Below are 18,892 nucleotides of genomic sequence, written 5' to 3'. Positions count from 1 at the left end.
TTAACGGTAACATAAAAACAAAGCTTGTTAGCGTTTGCATGTTAGCTGATAATGATTACAGAATGATTTGAGCGAGGAAGAACAGTGATGAAAAGAATTTTTGAAATTGATCCCTGGAAATTGACCAGTCATACCTTTTCAAAAGAAGACAAGCGTCTTCAAGAAAGCATGACTTCAATTGGCAACGAATACATGGGCCTGCGCGGCAACTTTGAAGAAGGTTACAGCGGCGACAGCCTGCAAGGCACCTACTACGCCGGCGTCTGGTTTCCGGACAAGACCCGGGTCGGCTGGTGGAAGAACGGTTACCCGGACTACTTCGGCAAGACTTTGAACGCCCCAAGCTTCATTGACCTTCCAGTGACCATCAACGGCCACAAGCTGGACCTGGCAACTGATAAAATCAGTGACTTCAGCTTGAGCCTGGACATGCATCAAGGTTTGCTCACAAGAAGTTTTATTTATGAAGGCAAGGACTGCCGGGTTCAATTTACTTTCACCCGCTTCCTTAGTTCCGTCATCAAGGAAGCTGCCTTGATCAAGGTCAAGGCCACTGTCCTCAGTGGTGAGGCTGACCTGCAGATTGCCAGCCGCTTGAACGGGAACGTGGTTAACGAAGACAGCAACTACGAAGAAGGCTTCTGGGATGCCTTAAATGAAGATGCTAACGGCCGCAGCATCCAGCTGCGGACCAAGCCAAACAACTTCGGCACTCCGCAATTCACGGTTCTCTTGAAGGAAGTTACCCGGGAAGACGGGGAAGTCATTTCCGGTGACGTGACGACTGCCAGCGGTGAAGTCAGCGAACTGTTCGCTAAGACTTTGACCAGCGGCCAAAGCTGGGAACTGGAAAAGGACGTCATCGTCATCACCAGCCGGGACGTGGCTGATGAAGAACAAGCCGCCAGGGCTGACGAATTGATGGCCAAATTGACCAGCAAGACTTTTGCCCAGAACCTGGCCGACCATGAAGCTGTCTGGGAAAAGCGCTGGGCAAGCTGTGACGTGACGATTGACGGTGATCCGGCCGCTCAGCAGGGGATCCGCTTCAACATCCTCCAGCTCTTCATGACCTACTACGGCCGTGACCCGCGCCTTAATATCGGGCCGAAGGGCTTTACCGGTGAAAAGTACGGCGGTGCTACTTACTGGGATACTGAAGCCTTCATCGTGCCAATGTACCTGGCCGTAGCGCCTAAGGAAGTTACCAAGTCCCTCTTGGAATACCGGCACGAACAATTGCCGGGTGCCTTCCATAACGCCCGCCAGCAAGGCTTGAAGGGTGCCCTCTTCCCAATGGTTACCTTCAACGGGATTGAATGCCACAACGAGTGGGAAATCACTTTTGAAGAAATCCACCGGAACGCGGACATTCCATTCGCTATCTACCAATACACCCGCTACACGGGCGACGACTCCTACGTCAAGGATGAAGGCATGGATGTCCTGGTTTCAACCGCCCGCTTCTGGGCTGACCGGGTCCACTTCTCCAAGCGCAAGGGCCAGTACATGATCCACGGGGTAACCGGTCCTAACGAATACGAAAACAACGTTAACAACAACTGGTTTACCAACACCATGGCCAAGTGGCTTCTGGGCTACACCCTGGAACGCTGGCCACTGGCCACTGAAGCAGCCAAGAAGCGCCTGCAGGTAACTGACGAAGAACTGGCCAAGTGGCAAGACATCGTCGACCGGATGTACCTGCCGGAAGACAAGGAGCTGGGCATCTTCGTCCAACACGACACTTACTTGGATAAGGACCTCAGAAGCAAGGACACCATCCCGGCTGACCAATTGCCACTGAACCAGCACTGGTCCTGGGACAAGATCCTGCGGTCACCGTTCATCAAGCAAGCCGACGTTTTGCAAGGGATCTACTTCTTGAACGACCACTACACCAAGGAAGAAAAGGAAAGAAACTACGACTTCTACGAACCAATGACGGTTCACGAAAGTTCCTTGAGCCCGTCAATTCACGCCATCCTGGCTGCTGAACTGGGCAAGCAGGACAAGGCGGTTGAATTTTACGAACGGACTGCCCGCTTGGACCTGGACAACTACAACAACGACACGGTTGACGGCCTGCACATCACTTCCATGAGCGGGAGCTGGCTGGCCATCGTGCAAGGCTTTGCCGGCATGCGCTACAACGAAGACGGCATCAGCTTTGCCCCATTCCTGCCGAAGAAGTGGTCCAGCTACAGCTTTAAGATCAACTACCGCGGCCGCATCTTGGCCCTGGAGGTTGAAAAGGACAAGGAAGTCAAGCTGACCCTTCTCTCTGGTGAAGACTTGCCAGTCAAGGTTTGGGACCAAGAAGTAACTCTGAAAGAAGGACAAAGCCAATGCTTAAAGGATTAATTTTTGACCTGGACGGGGTCATCACTGACTCAGCAGTCTACCACCTCAAGGCTTGGCAAGACCTGGCCCGCGGTATCGGGATCGAACTGCCGGAAGAATTCGGTGACAAGCTGCGCGGCTTGTCCAGAATGGATTCCCTGGAAATCATCCTGGAATACGGGCACAAGGAAAATGACTACAGCCAGGAAGAAAAAGAAGCCCTGGCAGCCAAGAAGAACGCGGCTTACGTGAACGCGGTCAAGAACATGACCCGGGCCGACATCTTGCCAAAGATGGACGATCTGCTCAAGCAGGCCAAGGGCCAAGGGCTGAAGCTGGCTCTGGCCTCAGCTTCCAAGAACGCTCCTTTGATCTTGAAGCAGCTGGGACTTGCAGACATGTTTGATGCCCGGGTTGACCCGGCTACCCTCAAGCACGGCAAGCCGGATCCGGAAATCTACATCCGGGCCCAGGAACTGCTTGGTTTGGAGAAGAATGAAGTAATTTCTTTTGAAGACGCGCCAGCAGGCGTAGCGGCAATCAAGGCGGCCGGCCAGTTCGCGGTCGGGATTGGCGATCCGATCGTTTTGAAGGGGGCCGACTACATCGTTGGTTCAACCAGCGCCTTAGATTTGACCGAGATTGAGAAAGTTTTTGAAGCAGGGAATTAGGTAAGAAAAAATGGTGAAAATCAACTTAAATCACATCTACAAGAAATATCCAAACGCGGATGACTACTCAGTTTCAGACTTTGACCTGCACATTGGCGACCATGAATTCATCGTCTTTGTCGGCCCGTCTGGCTGTGGTAAGTCAACGACCTTGCGGATGATTGCCGGCTTGGAAGACATCACTGAAGGGACTTTGGAAATCGGCGGCAAGGTCATGAACGACGTGGCTCCCCGCGACCGCCACATCGCCATGGTTTTCCAGAACTACGCCCTTTACCCGCATATGACGGTTTACGACAACATGGCATTCAGCTTGAAGCTGCGCCACTACGACAAGGCCGACATCGACAAGCGGGTCAAGAACGCTGCTGAAGTCCTGGGCCTGGCCCACTTGCTGGAACGGCGTCCAGCCGACTTGTCCGGTGGTCAAAGACAGCGGGTTGCCTTGGGGAGAGCGATCGTGCGTGACGCCCCGATCTTCCTGATGGACGAACCTCTGTCCAACCTTGACGCCAAGCTCCGTGTCTCCACGCGGGCGGAAATCGCCAAGTTGCACCAGAAATTGAAGACGACCACCATCTATGTTACCCACGACCAAACTGAAGCCATGACTCTGGCTGACCGGATCGTTGTCATGAACGCCGGCCGGATCCAGCAAATCGGGACGCCGAAGGAAGTCTACAACAAGCCAGCCAACCGATTCGTTGCCGGCTTCATCGGGTCACCGCAGATGAACTTCTTCAACGTGACCTACAAGGACGGTTACATCGACGACGGCCAGGGCATCAAGCTCGAGGTGCCGGAAGGCCGGGCCAAGGTTCTGGATGCCAAGGGCTACAACGGCAAGGCTATTGTGATGGGCCTGCGGCCGGAAGACATCCACATGGAAGAAGCCTTCCTGGAAACCTGGCCGGAAGCAGTCGTTTCCGCCAAGGTTGTCGTTTCCGAATTGCTGGGTGCAACCAGCCAGCTCTACATGAACGTTGACAAGACCGAATTCGTCGGCGTTGTCAACGCTCGTGACTTCCACAAGCCAGGTGACAGCGTCAAGGCAGGTTTCAACCTGAACAACGCCCACTTCTTTGACAAGGAAACGCAAGTAACGATTACCGATTAATTCCAGCAAATATCGGACGCTTAAGAAAAATTAATTCAGCTAATCAACTTGCAGCTAAAGGCTGCAAGGTGATGTAAAAAATAAACAATTGTTTGTTTAGGAGGAAAAAATGAGTTTCTTTAAAAAGGCTGCTTTGAGCAGCGCAGTAGTATTGGCTGCCTTGAGTTTGTCAGCATGCTCCAAGAGTAGCAGTAGTTCATCATCAACTGCCGATAAGAAGGCATCATTGACTTTGTGGGTAGACACTGAACAAGTACCCTACTACAAGGACATTGTTAAGGACTTCCACAAGAAGTATCCAAACATTACCGTTAAGGTTACCCAAAGTCCTAACGGTTCCGCTAACGCCAAGACTGACGTTGGTAAGGATGCTTCCAAAGCAGCCGACGTATTTGAAGTTCCAAACGACCAATTAGGCCAAATGGCAAACGCTGGTTACATCAACCCGCTGTCACCAAGTGACACTGCCAATATCAAGAAGAACTATGTCAGCCAGGCTTCCAAGGGTGTTACCTGGAAGGGCAAGGTTTACGCTTACCCATACGCTCAACAAGCCGACACGATTTACTACAACAAGTCCAAGCTGTCAGCTAATGATGTTAAGGACTGGGACACTTTGACTTCCAAGGGTGTTCTGGCTACTGACTTCACCAACGCTTACACCATATGGCCAATCTTCTTCTCAGCTGGCACTACCCTGTACGGGGAAAACGGTGAAGACCTAAAGGGGTCAACTTTCAACAGCCAAAACGGTGTCAACGCTTTGACTTGGATTGCCAAGCAAAAGAGCAACAAGGGCGTAATGCAAACTTCAAACGCTTTAAACCAATTGAAGAAGGGCAATGCTGACGCCATCATGGACGGCCCATGGAACGCTGCCAACATCAAGAAGATCTTGGGCAAGAACTTCGCTGTTGCCAAGTACCCAACTGTAACTGTCGGCGGCAAGAAGAAGCAATTGGAAGCCTTCTTGGGTATCGAAGGTTTCGCGGTTAACTCCCACACTTCAAACGCCAAGGCCGCTTCACAATTGGCTGCTTACATCACCAACAAGAAGTCACAATTGATCGCCCACGAAAAGGCTGGTCAAATCCCAGTTTTGAAGAGCGCTGTTAACTCAAGTGCCGTGCAAAACGACCCAGTTGCCAAGGCCGTTATCGAAATGGCGCAACCGGGCAACTCAGTTCTGCAACCAAAGCTGCCGCAAATGGCAACCTTCTGGGACGGTGCAGCTCCTCTGATCAGCGGTACTTACGACGGCAAGATCAAGCCTAGCCAATACAAGGCGCAACTTGCCAAGTTCTCAAAGAAGATTTCTCAAAAGTAATTTAATTAAGCAGTAACAACTTTAATTAAGCTTGAGAAGGAGAGTAATGAAAAATGTTTAAAAGAAAAGGACATGTTCCTCCGACAGCCAGCTACAAAGAAGTCTGGTCCAAGGGGGACGCGGCTGATAAGCTGTCCTTCTTCTTCATGGGCGTCAGCGCCCTGAAGAATAAGCAGTGGGCCAAGGGGTTCAGCCTGCTGATCAGTGAAATTGTTTTCCTGGTCTGGTTTATCTTTAGCGGGGTCAGTGCCCTCAGCATGCTGAGCAACCTTGGGGAAAACAAGACCAAGAAGGTTGTCTTTGACCAAGCGCAAGGCGTTTACGTGACCAAACAGCCAGACAACTCAGTCTTGATCCTCCTCTTCGGGATCATGGCCCTCTTCCTGGTCATCGGTTTCATCTGCCTCTATGTCACAAACTTGCGCTCAACCCGGGCCAACTACATCAAGAAGCGTGATGGCAAGCACATTGCCACCAACAAGGAAGAACTGGCCAGCCTGCTGGACTCCCGCCTGCACGCGACCTTAATGTTCATTCCTATGCTGGGGATTCTTTTCTTCACTGTTTTGCCAACTGTCTTCATGATTTCCATGGCCTTTACCAACTACGACCGCCAACACCCGATCGGCTTCTCCTGGACTGGTTTCCAGGCCTTCGGCAATGTTTTGAGCGGGGACCTGGCCGGGACTTTCTTCCCTGTCCTGGGCTGGACCCTGATCTGGGCAGTAGCTGCCACGGCAACCACCTTCTTAGGTGGGGTTCTCCTGGCCCTCTTGATTGAATCCAAGGGGATCAAGCACCGGAAAGTATGGCGGACGATCTTCATCGTGGTTTACGCCGTACCGCAATTCGTTTCCTTGCTACTGATCGCGCAATTCCTGGACGCGCAGGGGCCTTTGAACACCCTGTTGCAAAACTGGGGCTGGATCTCAGGGCCGCTTCACTTCATTGACAATGAAGCTGCCCCTTGGGTAGCCCGGCTGACGGTTATCATCGTCAACATGTGGATTGGTATTCCGGTTTCCATGCTGGTTTCTATGGCGATTATCCAAAACCTGCCACAAGACCAGATTGAAGCCGCGAGAATCGACGGGGCTAACGTCTTCCAGATTTTCCACAACATTACCTTCCCGCAGATCCTCTTTGTGATGGGTCCGTCCTTGATCCAGCAATTCATCGGCAATATCAACAACTTCAACGTTATCTTCCTGTTGACTGGTGGTAAGCCAATGAACAACAACTACAACGGTGCCGGCTCAACCGACCTTCTGGTCAACTGGCTCTACAACCTGACCTTCGGTCAGCAGCAGCGCTACAACGCCTCAGCCGTTCTGGGCATCTTGATCTTCATCTTGAGTGCGACGATTTCCTTGATCGCTTACCGTCACACCACTGCGTTTAAGGAGGGATAAAATTGAAGTCTTACTCTAACCAGAGAAAAGTATCCCTTTTCTTCAGATATTTATTGCTGACGATTTTAGCAATTTTGTGGCTGATCCCCATCCTCTGGATCGTTTTGGCCAGCTTCTCATACAACGATACTGGCTTTATCTCAACTTTCTTCCCTGAAAAATGGACCTTCCAGAACTATATCGGGATCTTTACCAACTCCCAGTTCCCATACCTGCACTGGATTATCAACACTTTGCTCGTGGCCATCATTTCCGCCACTCTGTCAACCTTCATCCAAATCACGGTTGCTTACGTCCTGTCCCGCTTACGCTTCAGACTCCGCAAGCCATTCTTGCAAATTGCCCTGGTTTTGGGCATGTTCCCTGGTTTCATGTCCATGATCGCCCTTTACTACATCTTGAAGGGGCTGAACATGCTGAACCTGGGCGGCTTGATCCTGGTCTACGTCGGTGGTGCCGGCCTTGGCTTCTACGTTGCCAAGGGTTTCTTCGACACAATCCCGCGGTCACTGGATGAAGCAGCTGAACTGGATGGTGCAACCAAATGGCAGATCTTCACTAAGATCGGCCTGCCGCTCTCCAAGCCGATGATCGTCTACACAGCTTTAACGACTTTCATGGCACCATGGGTAGACTTCATCTTCTCCGGGATCATCCTCTCAACTTCAGGTGACCCAAAGACCTACACGATCGCGTATGGTCTGTACAACATGCTTTCTTCTTCAAAGGGGAACGCGACGACCTACTTCGCCCAATTCGTGGCCGGCTGTGTCGTCATCGCTATCCCAATCACGATCCTCTTCATCATCATGCAGAAGTTCTACGTCAGTGGGATTACTGTAGGTGCTGACAAGGGTTAACGCACAAACCCGAACAACATTTTATTTAATCCTTGCCTTCTCAGCGAAAAGAATCTGAGAATATCTCGGATTCGATTAAAGAAAAACAGTGGAAGCTTCCTCACGAAGCTTTCCACTGTTTTTTTGTCTAAAAATATCAAAAAATTACGGCTTATTTAAGGGGCCGGTAGAAGTCGATGCCACTGGCGGCAGCGTAATCGCCGGTCGTTTCCAGAATGCTGAGGCGGACAGCCTTGGCGCTGACCCCTCTGAGGCCGATAACCTTGTTCTTGCAGTCGCTGTTAAACTGGTAATCAGTCCCGTAGCTGGTGAAGTTTTCCCCATCGGTGGAGATTTCCACCCGCATCCGCAAAGGCCGGCCATCCCGGCTGCTGGCTCTTGGCACGTAGATCAGCTTGTTTAATTCTGTTTGGTCCGGGAAGCTGAAGGTCAAAGTCAGCGGCTGGTCTTCGCTTGGTTTGCCCGTGCTTTGCCAGTCGGTTGCCATTCTCCTGTCCAGGAGGTTTTTCAGCTGGTGGCCGCTTGCGCTTTCCTGGTTGGAAGTGACTTTGACATTGGAGATGATAAAGTCCCGCGGGTCCTGCTTGGTCTTGACCTGCAAGAGGTCGGACCATTCGGATACCTTGTAGCCAGCTTCATAGCGCAGGCGCAACCGGTAGCCAGTGTTGGCGGCCAGGTCGGTAAAGGTGAAGATGTTCCCGCTGATCCCGGTGTAGAGCAGTCCGTTCAATTCAATCTGGACACTAGGCGTCCGCTGGGCCCACTTGACCGTCAAAGAGTGGGCACTGATCTTGTCCCGGTCGACTTCAACCTTGCCCGGCAGGGGCAGCGCGGCGTCGGTTATCTGGTGAACCAGCTGCTCATTGGCGAAGCGGAAGTTGTTGACCAGGATTTCCAGCTTTTCCTGCTTGATGTCCCGCTCCTGCAATTTGATGATCAAAGCCGGGCGAGGCGTTGCGCCCAAGTCCTTGAAGCCTTCCGGCCAGCAGAACTTGTTGTCGTAGTAGAAGCCTTCCTTGGCTCTTTGCAGGGTTTCCGGCGTGCCGTATTCAGTCAAGGTAACGACTTCCTCGTCGCCGGCCCGGAGCTGGATTTCATCTGGGTGCTGGTCACAGTATATATAAAAGAAGGTTTGCTCTTTAATGGCCATGTTCGGGTAGTAGCCGGTGGTCGGTTCGATGATCACGCGCAGCTTGCTGTCGGCCACATGGGTGCGGATGACGGTTTGGGCGCTGTTGTGCTTGTAGTCGCTTTGGTCGTTGTCGCTGTAGGTGCTGATGGTGGCGTCGCCTTGCGGGTAGAGAACGAAGCGCCGGCTACCCAGGTCGAAGATGCTGCCGCCTCTGACGAAGACGGGCAATTGCCAAAGGGGGTACTTGCGCTGGTTGTAGACCCGGCCGCCCATCAAGCGGTCGCCGGTAAAGAGGTCGATCCAGACAGTCTGCTTGTCGGGCAGGTAGATCCGGTCGCGGACGCTTAGGCCTTGATTGTCAGACTTGCCGTTGATGATTGGCGCAACAAGCAATTGGTCGCCTAGCATGAATTCATCAGCAAAGTCCCGGCCGTATCCAACCTGTTCATGCGGAAAGGCCATAAGCAGGGGCCGGACCAGGGGCAGGCCGTCCTGGGCCTGGCGGCTGAGGGCATAAAGGTAAGGCTTCAGCTGCTCACGCAGGCCGAGGTAGGCCTTCATGATCCGGGAGACCTTGTTGTTGAAGGCGAAAGGCGTCTTGCTGAGGGGGCTTTGGTCGTCAATAGCGAAGAGAAGCGGGGTAAAGGTCTTCCATTCCAGGTCGCGGACGGCAACTTGGGCATTTTCCGGGCCGTGCTTGCCGCCGGCAGCGGCCCCGATGAAGGGCAGGCCAGACAAACCAGCACCTAATAAGGTAGAGATTTGCGTTTTGATGCTGGACCAGTCACCGCTGACATCGCCGAAGGCCAGGGCAGCCTGGCTTTGGTAAGGAAGGAGGCTGTCGCGGATCAGGGTAAGGGGCTTGGCTTTCGGATTTTCCTTAGCCAGGTCGGAATTGACGGCGGTCAAGTCGCTGCTTGGGTCGTCGACCGCGGCAAATTCGCTGTGGTGGGCTAAAGGCTGGCCCTTTTCACTCCAGAAGCCTGGATGGCAGTTGCGGCTTTGGGCATAGCTGGCAAAGGCGGCAAAGTCATCGGGCTTAGCGGCAGTTTGGCTTTCGTAGTTGGGGATGATCCAGGATAACGGGAAGCCCCAGCGCTGGTAGCGGTCCAGCATGGCCCGGGCGGAGAACTGGTAGTCCTTTTCCCCGTTTAAGCTTGGCAGGTGGCCGCTGTTTTCCGTCTTTCTTGTGTAGTAGCGGTTGTCTTCAAAGCGGACTGCTTCATGGCCCTTGCCGTCAGCTTCTTGCCAGGAGCCGTCAAGGAAGTTGCCGAGGTGGCCGAAGGAGAGGGCGTAGCTGGGCAGCATGAAGGGCTTGCCGGTCAAATAATAGAAGCTGGACAGCAATTCTTGCGGAGAGTTTCCTATTATATAGTAGCTGTCAAAGACCGGGGTCCGGTGGCTGAGGATGGTGAGCTGGGAATTTTGCCGGCCGAAGTCATAGTGGCCAGTCGCGGTCGTGTTGCGCAGTTCGGCAAAGCCGGCGTTGGTCCAGAAGAAAGGCACGGCAGCCAGAACGCCGTCAGCCCCGGTGATACCGTCGGTCTTGATGGTGATTTTTTCACCCTTGTGGCTGAAGTGGCCGTTTTGGACCCCGCCGCCGTAGTAGTATTCGTTTTGCCCTTGCTTCAGGATTTCGATGCTGTGCTTGCCGCTCAGTTCGAGGGCGGAAGCCTGGACCATCCGCGGCCGGTGGACAGACTCGTCAAAGATGCTGAAGCTGCCGGTTTTCTGCTGGAAAATCAACTTGCAGCTGCCGGTGGTGATGATGAACATGTCGCTGGTCGCGTGGGCCGTGGCCCGGGCGAAACATTGCGGGTCGGGCTCAATGCCTTTGACCAGCATGTCGTCAGTTTCGTCAAATTCTTGACTTGGATCCAGCCAGTAGCGGAAGATGCCATTAGCGATCAAGTAGACGCGGGCGATCTCGCCGGTCGCGTAATGAAGCTCATAGTAATTTTCACGCTTATTGACGCCAACCAGTTTTCCTAATTGATGTCTTGAATTTTGCAGGTCTGCAGTCATAATCTTTTTCCTTTATGTCATGAAATATCTAATCTAATTATAGCCAAAAAGCCGGTAAATTGGAAAAAATAGCCTATACCAGTTTGGGTAACCAGGAGACAGACAATTACCTTGTAGAAAAGAAGGAGTTTATTGCTCCTTAAATTATCTGGCTAACAAATATTATGAAGTCTTAAATTGTGACGACTTTCAAAAATTATATTTTAGTAATGCTAAAAACGTGCTGGATTACTACTGGTGTAAACAAAAATGTGATACAAATGGTGTAATGGCACGATATAAATGGTGTAACTAACTACGGAAGAGCTGGCTGATCATCCTGCTTTTGATTTTGATTCGACTGGGCTTTTACCTATGCTTATCTTTGGGTTAGATGAAGACCTGGTCCGGTCGCAGGGCTTTTTCTTCAAAGAATCCAATAGCTGATCTTTAACTGCCTGAAACGGGCAGTTTTATTTTTGCTCATTTTTTAGCAAAGCATTGACTAAAAGGCTTACAGAGTTAAGAATAATAAAAGGAAAAAGATTGTTTTACTAAGGAGAAAAAATGCGCTATTACATTCATGCTGATCAGTTTTACCTGCCAAATGGCCGGGAAAAAGGCGGCTATTTAGAGATTGTTGATGGTAAATTCGGGGCCTACCTGCCAGAAGGCAGCCAAGTGCCGGATGCGGTGGACTACACTGGCTTTAGCGTGGCAGCGGGCTATGTCGACACCCACATCCACGGTTCTGTTAAGGAAGACGTGATGAAGAGTGACTGGGAGGGAATCAACCGCCTGTCTGAAGCCTTGCTGAGTGCCGGGGTAACCAGCTGGCTGCCAACGACAGTGACCGCGTCCAGTGAGCAATTGGCTGAAGTCTGCCGGATGCTGGCTGCTCACCAAGGAGAAGAGAGCGGGGCTAAGATTCAAGGAATCCATTTTGAAGGCCCATTTTTTACGGGAGAACACGCGGGGGCGGAAAATCCAAAATACATGATGGATCCAAGCCCGGCAGAACTGGACAAGTGGCTGGAAGCGTCAAAGGGGATGCTGAAGAAGATCTCTCTTGCCCCAGAACGTCCAGGAACGCCAGCCTTCGTAAGCTACGCTGTCAGCCGGGGAGTCAAGGTAGCCCTGGGCCACTCTAGTGCCAGCTATGACCAGACTAAGGCAGCTGCACAGGCTGGGGCAACGATTTTTACCCACACCTTTAACGGGATGCCGGACTTCTCTCACAACCAGCCAAACATTGCCAACGCGGCCATGGCACTGGAGAACATGGACAACGAACTGATTGCTGATGGTCACCACGTCACGCCTAGCGCCATCAAGGCCCTGCTGGCGGCTAAAGGCAAGGACCATATTGTTTTGATCACTGATTGCATGGAAGCCGGGATGATGCCGGATGGCGACTACATGCTGGGGGAACTGCCGGTGTACGTCAAGGACGGGATGGCACGCCTGAAGGAGGGCGACAACCTGGCCGGCAGCGTCTTGCAACTGAAGGACGGGGTGAGGAACCTGGTTGACTGGGGATTGGCTGGCAAGGAAGAGGCTGTGTTGATGGCCAGCTATAACCCGGCCCGCAGCCAAGGCCTGCTGGACAAGTGCGGGGCGATTCGTCCAGGCCTGCCAGCTGACTTCTTGATTCTGAAGGATGACATGTCCCTGGTGAAGACCTACTTGAATGGGGAAATCCGCTGGGAAGAATAATATCGAAGCTCGCTGCTGGTCAGCGGGCTTTTTTGCTGCCATTCACCGGCATAGATGACCATTCATCATCATTTGCGGTTTTGGAACTGCTTTTAGGGATAGAATTGCGGTGTTGAAACAAAGGAGGATTAAATCAAATGAGAAGAAAATTGAAGAGAAATATTGTAGTTGTCTTAGGTGTTCTACTGTTGCTTCAATTCAAGGGTACGGTTAAAGCAGATGTTGGAACTAGTAATAGTGATAATGAGTTTGTGAAAGCGTATTCTATTGGGCGTAGTAAAGGAATTCTTACAGACGATAATATGACGGAATCAGACTTTGTCAACCTGTGCAAGAATACAGTTTATCCACGATATCTAAAGTATAGCTATGAATATCCGGGTATGTCTTTTGAAGATTACTTGGCTGAAGATAATTATGAAGTTCCTGTTCAAACAACTGAAGATAAACCTATTGTTATCAATCATAAATCTTCAACGGCCTCAACTAATAAAATTAGTTTGTTGGGTGTATCCGCAAATAGAGATTATAAGATGAAGGCTGGTGATATCTTGGTTTGTTATGGGACTAGTTCTTCTAGTAATTCAATTCCAAATCATGTTGGCCATGCTGCCATTGCTAGCTCTTCTAGCCATATTTTAGAGATGCCAAATATTTGGTCACATGCGACTCATGTAGGAAAGGCGAGTTGGTTTGCTAAGCATATAAAAGGAAAAGATTATGTTGCGGTTTACCGAGTGAAGAAACATCCGCATTATGCTGAAGATGCAGCTGGATACGCATACCATGATATGTATATTAACAACAATCCTAAATACCTACTTTCTCCTAATCTATATGATAGAACAACGAGCTACTGTTCCAAGTATGTCTACTGTGCATGGTATTATGGTGCAACTAAGGATTCTGTAAAGCATTACAATACAGGACATTATGTTTTGCCTCACAGTTTCATTGGTAATTGGAAAGGTTCTTTCGTAGCATCATATGTTTATAAGGTAACTGAGTACTAAGGTGACAAAAATGAAAAAGAGAAGCTTCTTACTTCAAAATATTGTACTTGTTCTGATGAGTGTGTATTCAATTATGATGTCGATAGTGGCAATTAATAGCAATTATTATAATGGACAAGAGCTACTTAGCCTAGCGGCATATATACCATTGCTTTTATTTGTACTTGTGGACATTACTGCCTTTTTTGAAGAAAAAATTCCTTTTAAATGGTTGTTTTTGTTGGCTACTTTAAATCTTATATCAGTATTTAGCTTTACCGGTGCAAAAATAACGACCTTTTTCAGCTCTCCGTCTCTACTTTCTTATTTGGTTAATAGCGTTTCTGTCTTTTGCTTATATTTGTTAGAAAAGCCAGCATATTTTGGAAATGATACTAAAGCAAATTTACGATATATTTGTTGGTCAATGCCTGTACTTGATCTGGTCATAAATATTTTTATTATCTGCTTTGATTAGGAAGAAAAAACGCGCTGCTGATCAGCTAGCTTTTTTTGCCATTCAACGGCGCAAACGACCATTCATCGGCATTTGCGGTTTTGGAACTGCTTTTTGGGATAGAATTGCTGTGTTGAAACAAAGGAGGATTCAACATAATGAAGAAAAAGTTATTAGTAAGCACTGTGTTGGTCAGTGTGATTTCCTTTATGTCTGTATCACCGGCATTTGCAGCTACAGCTGTTGACAGCGATGTGATCAAGGAGAATATTTCAGTTGACAATGAGAATTGGACTCAAGGAATGGTTGAAGAGCAATGGACAGCAACTCATTCATCACCATTGTTCCCATCACTTTATTTGTCAATTGGTAAGCATGTTCGCTATCCTGCTGAAGGGGGGAAGTGGACATATGGATTTTGGAATGCAAAAGTACACTCTGAATACAAGGTAAACAAGAAGCATGGGTCAACAGTCGTGTATATTGATAGAAAAGGAAAAAAGCACAAACAGCGGTCAATTAATACGGCTGCTGGCAAAACATCCATTGCCGAAGTTTGGGCAATTAATCTGCCAAAGACCATTGATCGATACTATTACCGAATAGTCAAATAGTAAAAGTCTGGAAACATCTTCTTGAAGTAACTAGATGTTTCCAGTTTTTATTTAGGAGGATATAGCGCAATGAGAGGAATAAGCGTTTATGCCGATCAGATTACAGCACAAGCAGGAGACAAGCTGCTGTTTCAAGATTTGTCTTTTCAAGCAAATGGTGGGCAAGCAGTTGCCCTAATTGGCCAGTCCGGCGCTGGTAAGACCACTCTGCTCAACCTGCTCGGCTTGTTAAGCCTGCCAAGCAAGGGAAAAATTCTGATCAATGGCGAGAATGCCAGCAGCTGGCCAGAAGGGAAAAGGGAGAGATTTTGGCGGGAAAAGGCAGCCTTTCTCTACCAAGATGCTGGAATCATCAATGAAGAAAGCTTGCTGTACAACGTTTCGTTGACTAAGGTGAAAAAAGGCCAGGAACAAGCCTTGCATTGCTTAAAAATACTTGGCTTAACGCAAGCTTATGAAAAAGCAGCCGTGCTTTCTGGTGGGGAAAAGCGGCGTCTGGGTTTGGCCCGCCTTTTATACAAACAGGGTCAGGTGGTCTACGCGGATGAGCCGACCGCTTCTTTGGACGCGGCCAACCGCCAGCTGGTCACTGACTTGCTTTTAAAGCAGGCCCAGGCAGGCGCGCTCGTCTTTATCGCCACCCACGATGAAAAACTGGGGCAAAAGTGTGACGCGCGAATTTGCCTGGGGGAATGACCATGCGTAATAAAATAAGTATTGCTGCTTCCTGTTTGCTCCTCTCCCTTGTTTTTCTGTATTCTCTTGGCCCCGGCCGCGATGCAGTAGACCGGCTGCCCTTGATCTGCAGTCTACTTTTATACGTTACAAGCCTGCTTTTGCCTTTGCAGCTTGGCTATCGTAAAGATGCCATTCGCCTGCTGGCCGGAATCAGCAGGTTGGAAATCTGCCTGGATAATTTTACCTGTCTCTTTGTTTGGAGCCTTTCTGGCAGCCTGCTTGGCATTTTGCTGTTTGGTCTGATTTTTCGTAAAAAAAGTATTTTAGGCAATTCTGCTCTTTTACTGTTGATTGAACTGGTCTTGATTTTCTGTTCACTCCTGCTGATGAAGCTGCCGGACAAATTTTGTGTCAGCCGCGGTTCTGTAAAAAAGCAAGGAAAAATCGCCCTGCGCTGCCTGCAGGTCTCAGCCTTGCTGCTGTTAGCCTGGTCCCTGCCGCAAGCGGCCTTGTTGGCCAAGAGTGCCTATGAAAATTACCAGTCAAAGGAAAAATGGCAGCAAGTTCCAGCCGCAGTCAGTTTTGATGATGACGGCCGCTTGGACCAAAGAGATCATTACCCGGCTGAACTCGCGCTCATCAAAGATGAAGAGCGGCAAGGCAACGCGGTTTTGTCCTTAATCATGGATGACCAGATGCAAACGTCAAAAGCTGAATTAGGGGGATATGACCACATTGTTTTCGTCAATGACCGGGCTTTAAAACTGGCCGGTATCAGCCACCAGGACCTAAAGGAAGTTGCCCTAGCCGATTTGCCAGCAGAAAGTCGGAATTTTTTGCGTAGAATCTTGCCACTTAATACCGCAAAGCGGCAAACCGTGCCGAAAGGGATGCACTTGTTGACCAGCCGGAAAAAGCTGGCCGCTTTAAATGAAACGCAAGATTTTCAAATTTGCCGCAAGCCCTTGCTCATCTACAGCAAACGGCCCAGCCAGATTTATGACATGCATGGCTTTTTATATCCAGCTTTGTCGACAGGCAATCTCTTCTTTATCCAGTCAGATAAGCTTATTCCTGCCTTAAAGCGGCGCGGCTTGACAAAAATTTACTCGCCAGAACCCTTCCGCTTGAAGCAACTCGCTCAAAGCAAGCTGGAGCTGGCCAAGCTCTACTTAAAGAGCTGCTTGTGGCAGCTGCTGAACTGCATCTTGCTCTTGTTTTTGCTAGCCAGCATCTTAAATTATCAAGCTGGAGCCTGGGTTCAGCTCAACCGGTCCAAGGTTTTCGCCTTGTTTACCAGCGGGCATAAGTGGAGAATAATTTTTACGCCTGCTGCGGTGGCGGCTGCCTTAGCGCTGCTTGTTTGTTTTCTGGTCACGGCCATCTTGCTTGTTCTTTACGCTGCAAGTCCTGCCGGCTTGCTGATCTGCCAGTTTTCCTTTATCCTGCTGTATACTTTGGTATATGGAAAGCTCTTGAGCAAAAAGAGCAAAACTGAAGTTAAACGGATGATTGGCCGGAAAGGATAGATGAGGGATGAAAGAGGAGCTGGGCCTGCGGATAGCGGTTTGCGACGATGAGGAAAAAGAACGCGCGAGCTTGCGGCAGTTGCTGGTCATGGAGTTAAACGCCGCACATGTCGACTGCTACGCGAGCGGGGATGACCTCCTTGAAGCAGGGAAAAAGTACAACTTGATCTTCATGGACATTGAAATGCCTGGTACAAGCGGCATGGAGACGGCCCGTCGCCTGCGCCGTGACAAGCGCGGCGATTTGCTGGTCTTTTTAACTGCTTATGACCGCTATATGCCTTCCGCCTTCGAAGTCAAGGCCTTCCGCTACCTGCTCAAGCCCTGGAAGAAGGAGAATATTGCTTTGGTTTTGCGGGCTGCTTACCAAGAAATCCTGGCCAGGCAGCTGCTAGCAGTTCCTTTGCCGGACAAGGCAATGACCGCTCTGCCCTTAAATGAAATCCGTCTGCTGGAAAGTTTGGGAGACCAGAGCTGCATCTATACGGCTGACCAAAAAGTAATCAGCCCAGAACCCTTGAAGTATTGGGAAAAACAACTGGACAGTGCCTTGTTTGGCCGGGTGAGCAGGCAATACATCGTGGCTTATCAGCATATCAGTGATCTAAAGCATAATCAGCTCTACCTTGCCGGCCTAAAGCAGCCAATCCTGCTTCCCCGCCGCCAGGTCAAGGCTGTAGAAGCTGCCTGGCTTGACTACCTGCGCTTTTATGCCCAGCCGCTGTGATTTTGGAGGAAATATGAATTTGTTTATCGATTCCGTGACGCTTTTGAACACGGCTTTTATCCTGCTGCAGTTCAGCAAGCTCTATCTGGCTTTTGCCTATCTCTTTGCTGAGAAAATCAGGCCGGTCTGGCTGCTGGGGATTTACGTTTTTGGTCTGGCGGCCTACTGCCTGGCCGGTCCCCAGCTGGGCTTGTTGAATGAAGCTTTGGTCTATGCCTTGCTTGCTTTGGGCCGGACTTTGCTGGGGCCGTTGAAAGAAGGAGACCTCAGCCAGCTGGGCAGCTATGCGATTTTAAGCCTGCTGGATCTGAGTCTAAAGCAGCTGATCCGCCGGCAAGAAGTGGGCGCGGCTGATCTTGTTTTTGAAGCTGCCATAGCTTTGACTTTCGTTTACTTGTTTTTGGCGCCTAAGGTCAAAAATGTTTTTGACAGCTGGCCGGACAAGGACAAGTGGCTGCTTGTTTTCCTGGAAATTCTGGCTTTGGGTGCGGCGAGTCTGACAGCAGGCCGCTTTCAAGCCTATCTTCGCCTGCAAAAGCAACTGCCAGTGCTAGAGGCCTGCCTGGCCGGGGCTGCCGTCTGGCTGGACATGGCTCTTTTGCAAGGACAGTTTAGGGTTTGGAAATTAAAAGGCGAGATGAGTGAACAAGAGCAGCTTCTCCAAGCTGAGGAAAACTATTATGAATCGCTTTTGGCCCGGGAGAAAGAAACCAAGAAATTCCGCCACGATGCCCGCCAGCACTTGGTCAGCTTGCAGGGCCTGGCTCATGCCGGCCAGTACCAGGAACTGACGGCCTATATTGACGACCTGGTTGGCAGCAGCCAGATGACCCGGCGATTGATCGATACTGGCAACAGCGGAATCAATGCCGTGATTAGTGACCTGGCCGCCCGGTATCCGCAGGTTGAAATCAGCTGGACCGGGGTGATTCCCGGCAACTTAGCCTTGCGGCAGCTGGATCTGTGCATCATTGCCGGCAATCTTTTGAAAAACGCCTGCCAGGCAGCCTCACTGGCGGCAGACCACCAGGTTAAGGCAGGGCTGAAGTTTTCCGGGAAAACCATGCTTTTAACCGTGCTTAACCAAACAGAGAAGAAGGTCAAGATCGGGTCAGAAAGAGATAATGTTGTAGCAAACGGCCGGGTAGGGATTGGCTTAGGCAAGGTCAAATCCTTTTTGGAGCCTTACCATGGCCGCCTGCGGCTAACTTTTAGCCCGCAAGCGCTGGCCAGCGGCGGGGGAGAATTCAGAGCTGAAGTCTTGGTGCCAAATGCTTTGGAAGCACCCCGGGAGTTTTAGAAAAAAGAAAAGC

Annotated in this window: 15 protein-coding genes; 14 read left to right on the top strand and 1 reads right to left on the bottom strand. The window is 50.2% G+C overall.

Annotated features, from left to right (window positions below):
* Nucleotides 1-87: 87 nt before the first annotated feature.
* The 6 genes from DS743_RS07380 (at nucleotide 88) to DS743_RS07355 (ending at nucleotide 7,730) form a co-directional block, all read left to right on the top strand.
* Nucleotides 88-2,364, top strand: coding sequence for a glycoside hydrolase family 65 protein (locus DS743_RS07380; protein ID WP_035184020.1), 2,277 nt, complete (start codon nucleotides 88-90; stop codon nucleotides 2,362-2,364).
* Nucleotides 2,349-3,014, top strand: a complete 666-nt coding sequence (gene pgmB / locus DS743_RS07375; RefSeq protein ID WP_003616652.1) for a beta-phosphoglucomutase — start codon at nucleotides 2,349-2,351, stop codon at nucleotides 3,012-3,014. Before DS743_RS07380 ends, pgmB begins: the two co-directional genes overlap by 16 nt.
* A 10-nt stretch (nucleotides 3,015-3,024) precedes the next feature.
* Entirely contained in the window at nucleotides 3,025-4,131 is a 1,107-nt protein-coding gene (locus tag DS743_RS07370; protein WP_003616654.1) for an ABC transporter ATP-binding protein, read from the top strand.
* A 109-nt stretch (nucleotides 4,132-4,240) separates the two neighbouring features.
* Nucleotides 4,241-5,458, top strand: coding sequence for an extracellular solute-binding protein (locus tag DS743_RS07365; protein WP_013438987.1), 1,218 nt, complete (start codon nucleotides 4,241-4,243; stop codon nucleotides 5,456-5,458).
* A 53-nt stretch (nucleotides 5,459-5,511) separates the two neighbouring features.
* Entirely contained in the window at nucleotides 5,512-6,870 is a 1,359-nt protein-coding gene (locus DS743_RS07360) for a carbohydrate ABC transporter permease (protein ID WP_035184017.1), read from the top strand.
* Between the two features lie 2 nt (nucleotides 6,871-6,872).
* On the top strand, nucleotides 6,873-7,730 hold the full coding sequence (locus tag DS743_RS07355; RefSeq protein WP_013438989.1) for a sugar ABC transporter permease: 858 nt from the start codon (nucleotides 6,873-6,875) through the stop codon (nucleotides 7,728-7,730).
* A 151-nt stretch (nucleotides 7,731-7,881) separates the two neighbouring features.
* Here DS743_RS07355 and DS743_RS07350 read toward each other — a convergent pair whose 3' ends face one another.
* Complete coding sequence (locus tag DS743_RS07350) at nucleotides 7,882-10,887, bottom strand: glycoside hydrolase family 31 family protein (protein WP_072544259.1); 3,006 nt, start codon at nucleotides 10,885-10,887, stop codon at nucleotides 7,882-7,884.
* A 546-nt stretch (nucleotides 10,888-11,433) separates the two neighbouring features.
* On the opposite strand from DS743_RS07350, the gene nagA reads away from it, so the two are divergent.
* The 8 genes from nagA to DS743_RS07310 all read left to right on the top strand — a co-directional run bounded on the left by nagA (nucleotide 11,434) and on the right by DS743_RS07310 (nucleotide 18,879).
* The gene (gene nagA, locus DS743_RS07345; protein ID WP_035184011.1) at nucleotides 11,434-12,582 is read left to right on the top strand and encodes an N-acetylglucosamine-6-phosphate deacetylase; all 1,149 of its coding nucleotides are present in this window, start codon (nucleotides 11,434-11,436) and stop codon (nucleotides 12,580-12,582) included.
* Nucleotides 12,583-12,719: 137 nt separating this feature from the next.
* Complete coding sequence (locus DS743_RS07340) at nucleotides 12,720-13,595, top strand: hypothetical protein (protein ID WP_225209097.1); 876 nt, start codon at nucleotides 12,720-12,722, stop codon at nucleotides 13,593-13,595.
* 10 nt (nucleotides 13,596-13,605) lie between these two features.
* Nucleotides 13,606-14,052: a hypothetical protein gene (locus DS743_RS07335; protein WP_035174904.1), complete on the top strand. Its 447-nt coding sequence runs from the start codon at nucleotides 13,606-13,608 to the stop codon at nucleotides 14,050-14,052.
* A gap of 137 nt (nucleotides 14,053-14,189) precedes the next feature.
* Complete coding sequence (locus DS743_RS07330) at nucleotides 14,190-14,645, top strand: lactococcin 972 family bacteriocin (protein ID WP_003611647.1); 456 nt, start codon at nucleotides 14,190-14,192, stop codon at nucleotides 14,643-14,645.
* Nucleotides 14,646-14,714: 69 nt separating this feature from the next.
* On the top strand, nucleotides 14,715-15,341 hold the full coding sequence (locus tag DS743_RS07325) for an ATP-binding cassette domain-containing protein (RefSeq protein ID WP_003611650.1): 627 nt from the start codon (nucleotides 14,715-14,717) through the stop codon (nucleotides 15,339-15,341).
* Between the two features lie 344 nt (nucleotides 15,342-15,685).
* Nucleotides 15,686-16,852 carry a hypothetical protein gene (locus tag DS743_RS07320; RefSeq protein ID WP_148129896.1) on the top strand — a complete coding sequence of 389 codons (1,167 nt, stop codon included), beginning with the start codon at nucleotides 15,686-15,688 and terminating at the stop codon, nucleotides 16,850-16,852.
* A gap of 7 nt (nucleotides 16,853-16,859) precedes the next feature.
* Nucleotides 16,860-17,579 carry a LytR/AlgR family response regulator transcription factor gene (locus DS743_RS07315; RefSeq protein WP_003611663.1) on the top strand — a complete coding sequence of 240 codons (720 nt, stop codon included), beginning with the start codon at nucleotides 16,860-16,862 and terminating at the stop codon, nucleotides 17,577-17,579.
* A 13-nt stretch (nucleotides 17,580-17,592) separates the two neighbouring features.
* Complete coding sequence (locus DS743_RS07310) at nucleotides 17,593-18,879, top strand: GHKL domain-containing protein (RefSeq protein ID WP_003611697.1); 1,287 nt, start codon at nucleotides 17,593-17,595, stop codon at nucleotides 18,877-18,879.
* Nucleotides 18,880-18,892 lie beyond the last annotated feature (13 nt).

It is taken from the genome of Lactobacillus leichmannii (genome assembly GCF_024701915.1).
Taxonomy (GTDB): Bacteria; Bacillota; Bacilli; order Lactobacillales; family Lactobacillaceae; genus Lactobacillus; species Lactobacillus delbrueckii.
The sequence above is the reverse complement of the archived record's forward strand: the minus strand, read 5'-3'. Positions and strand labels throughout refer to the sequence as shown.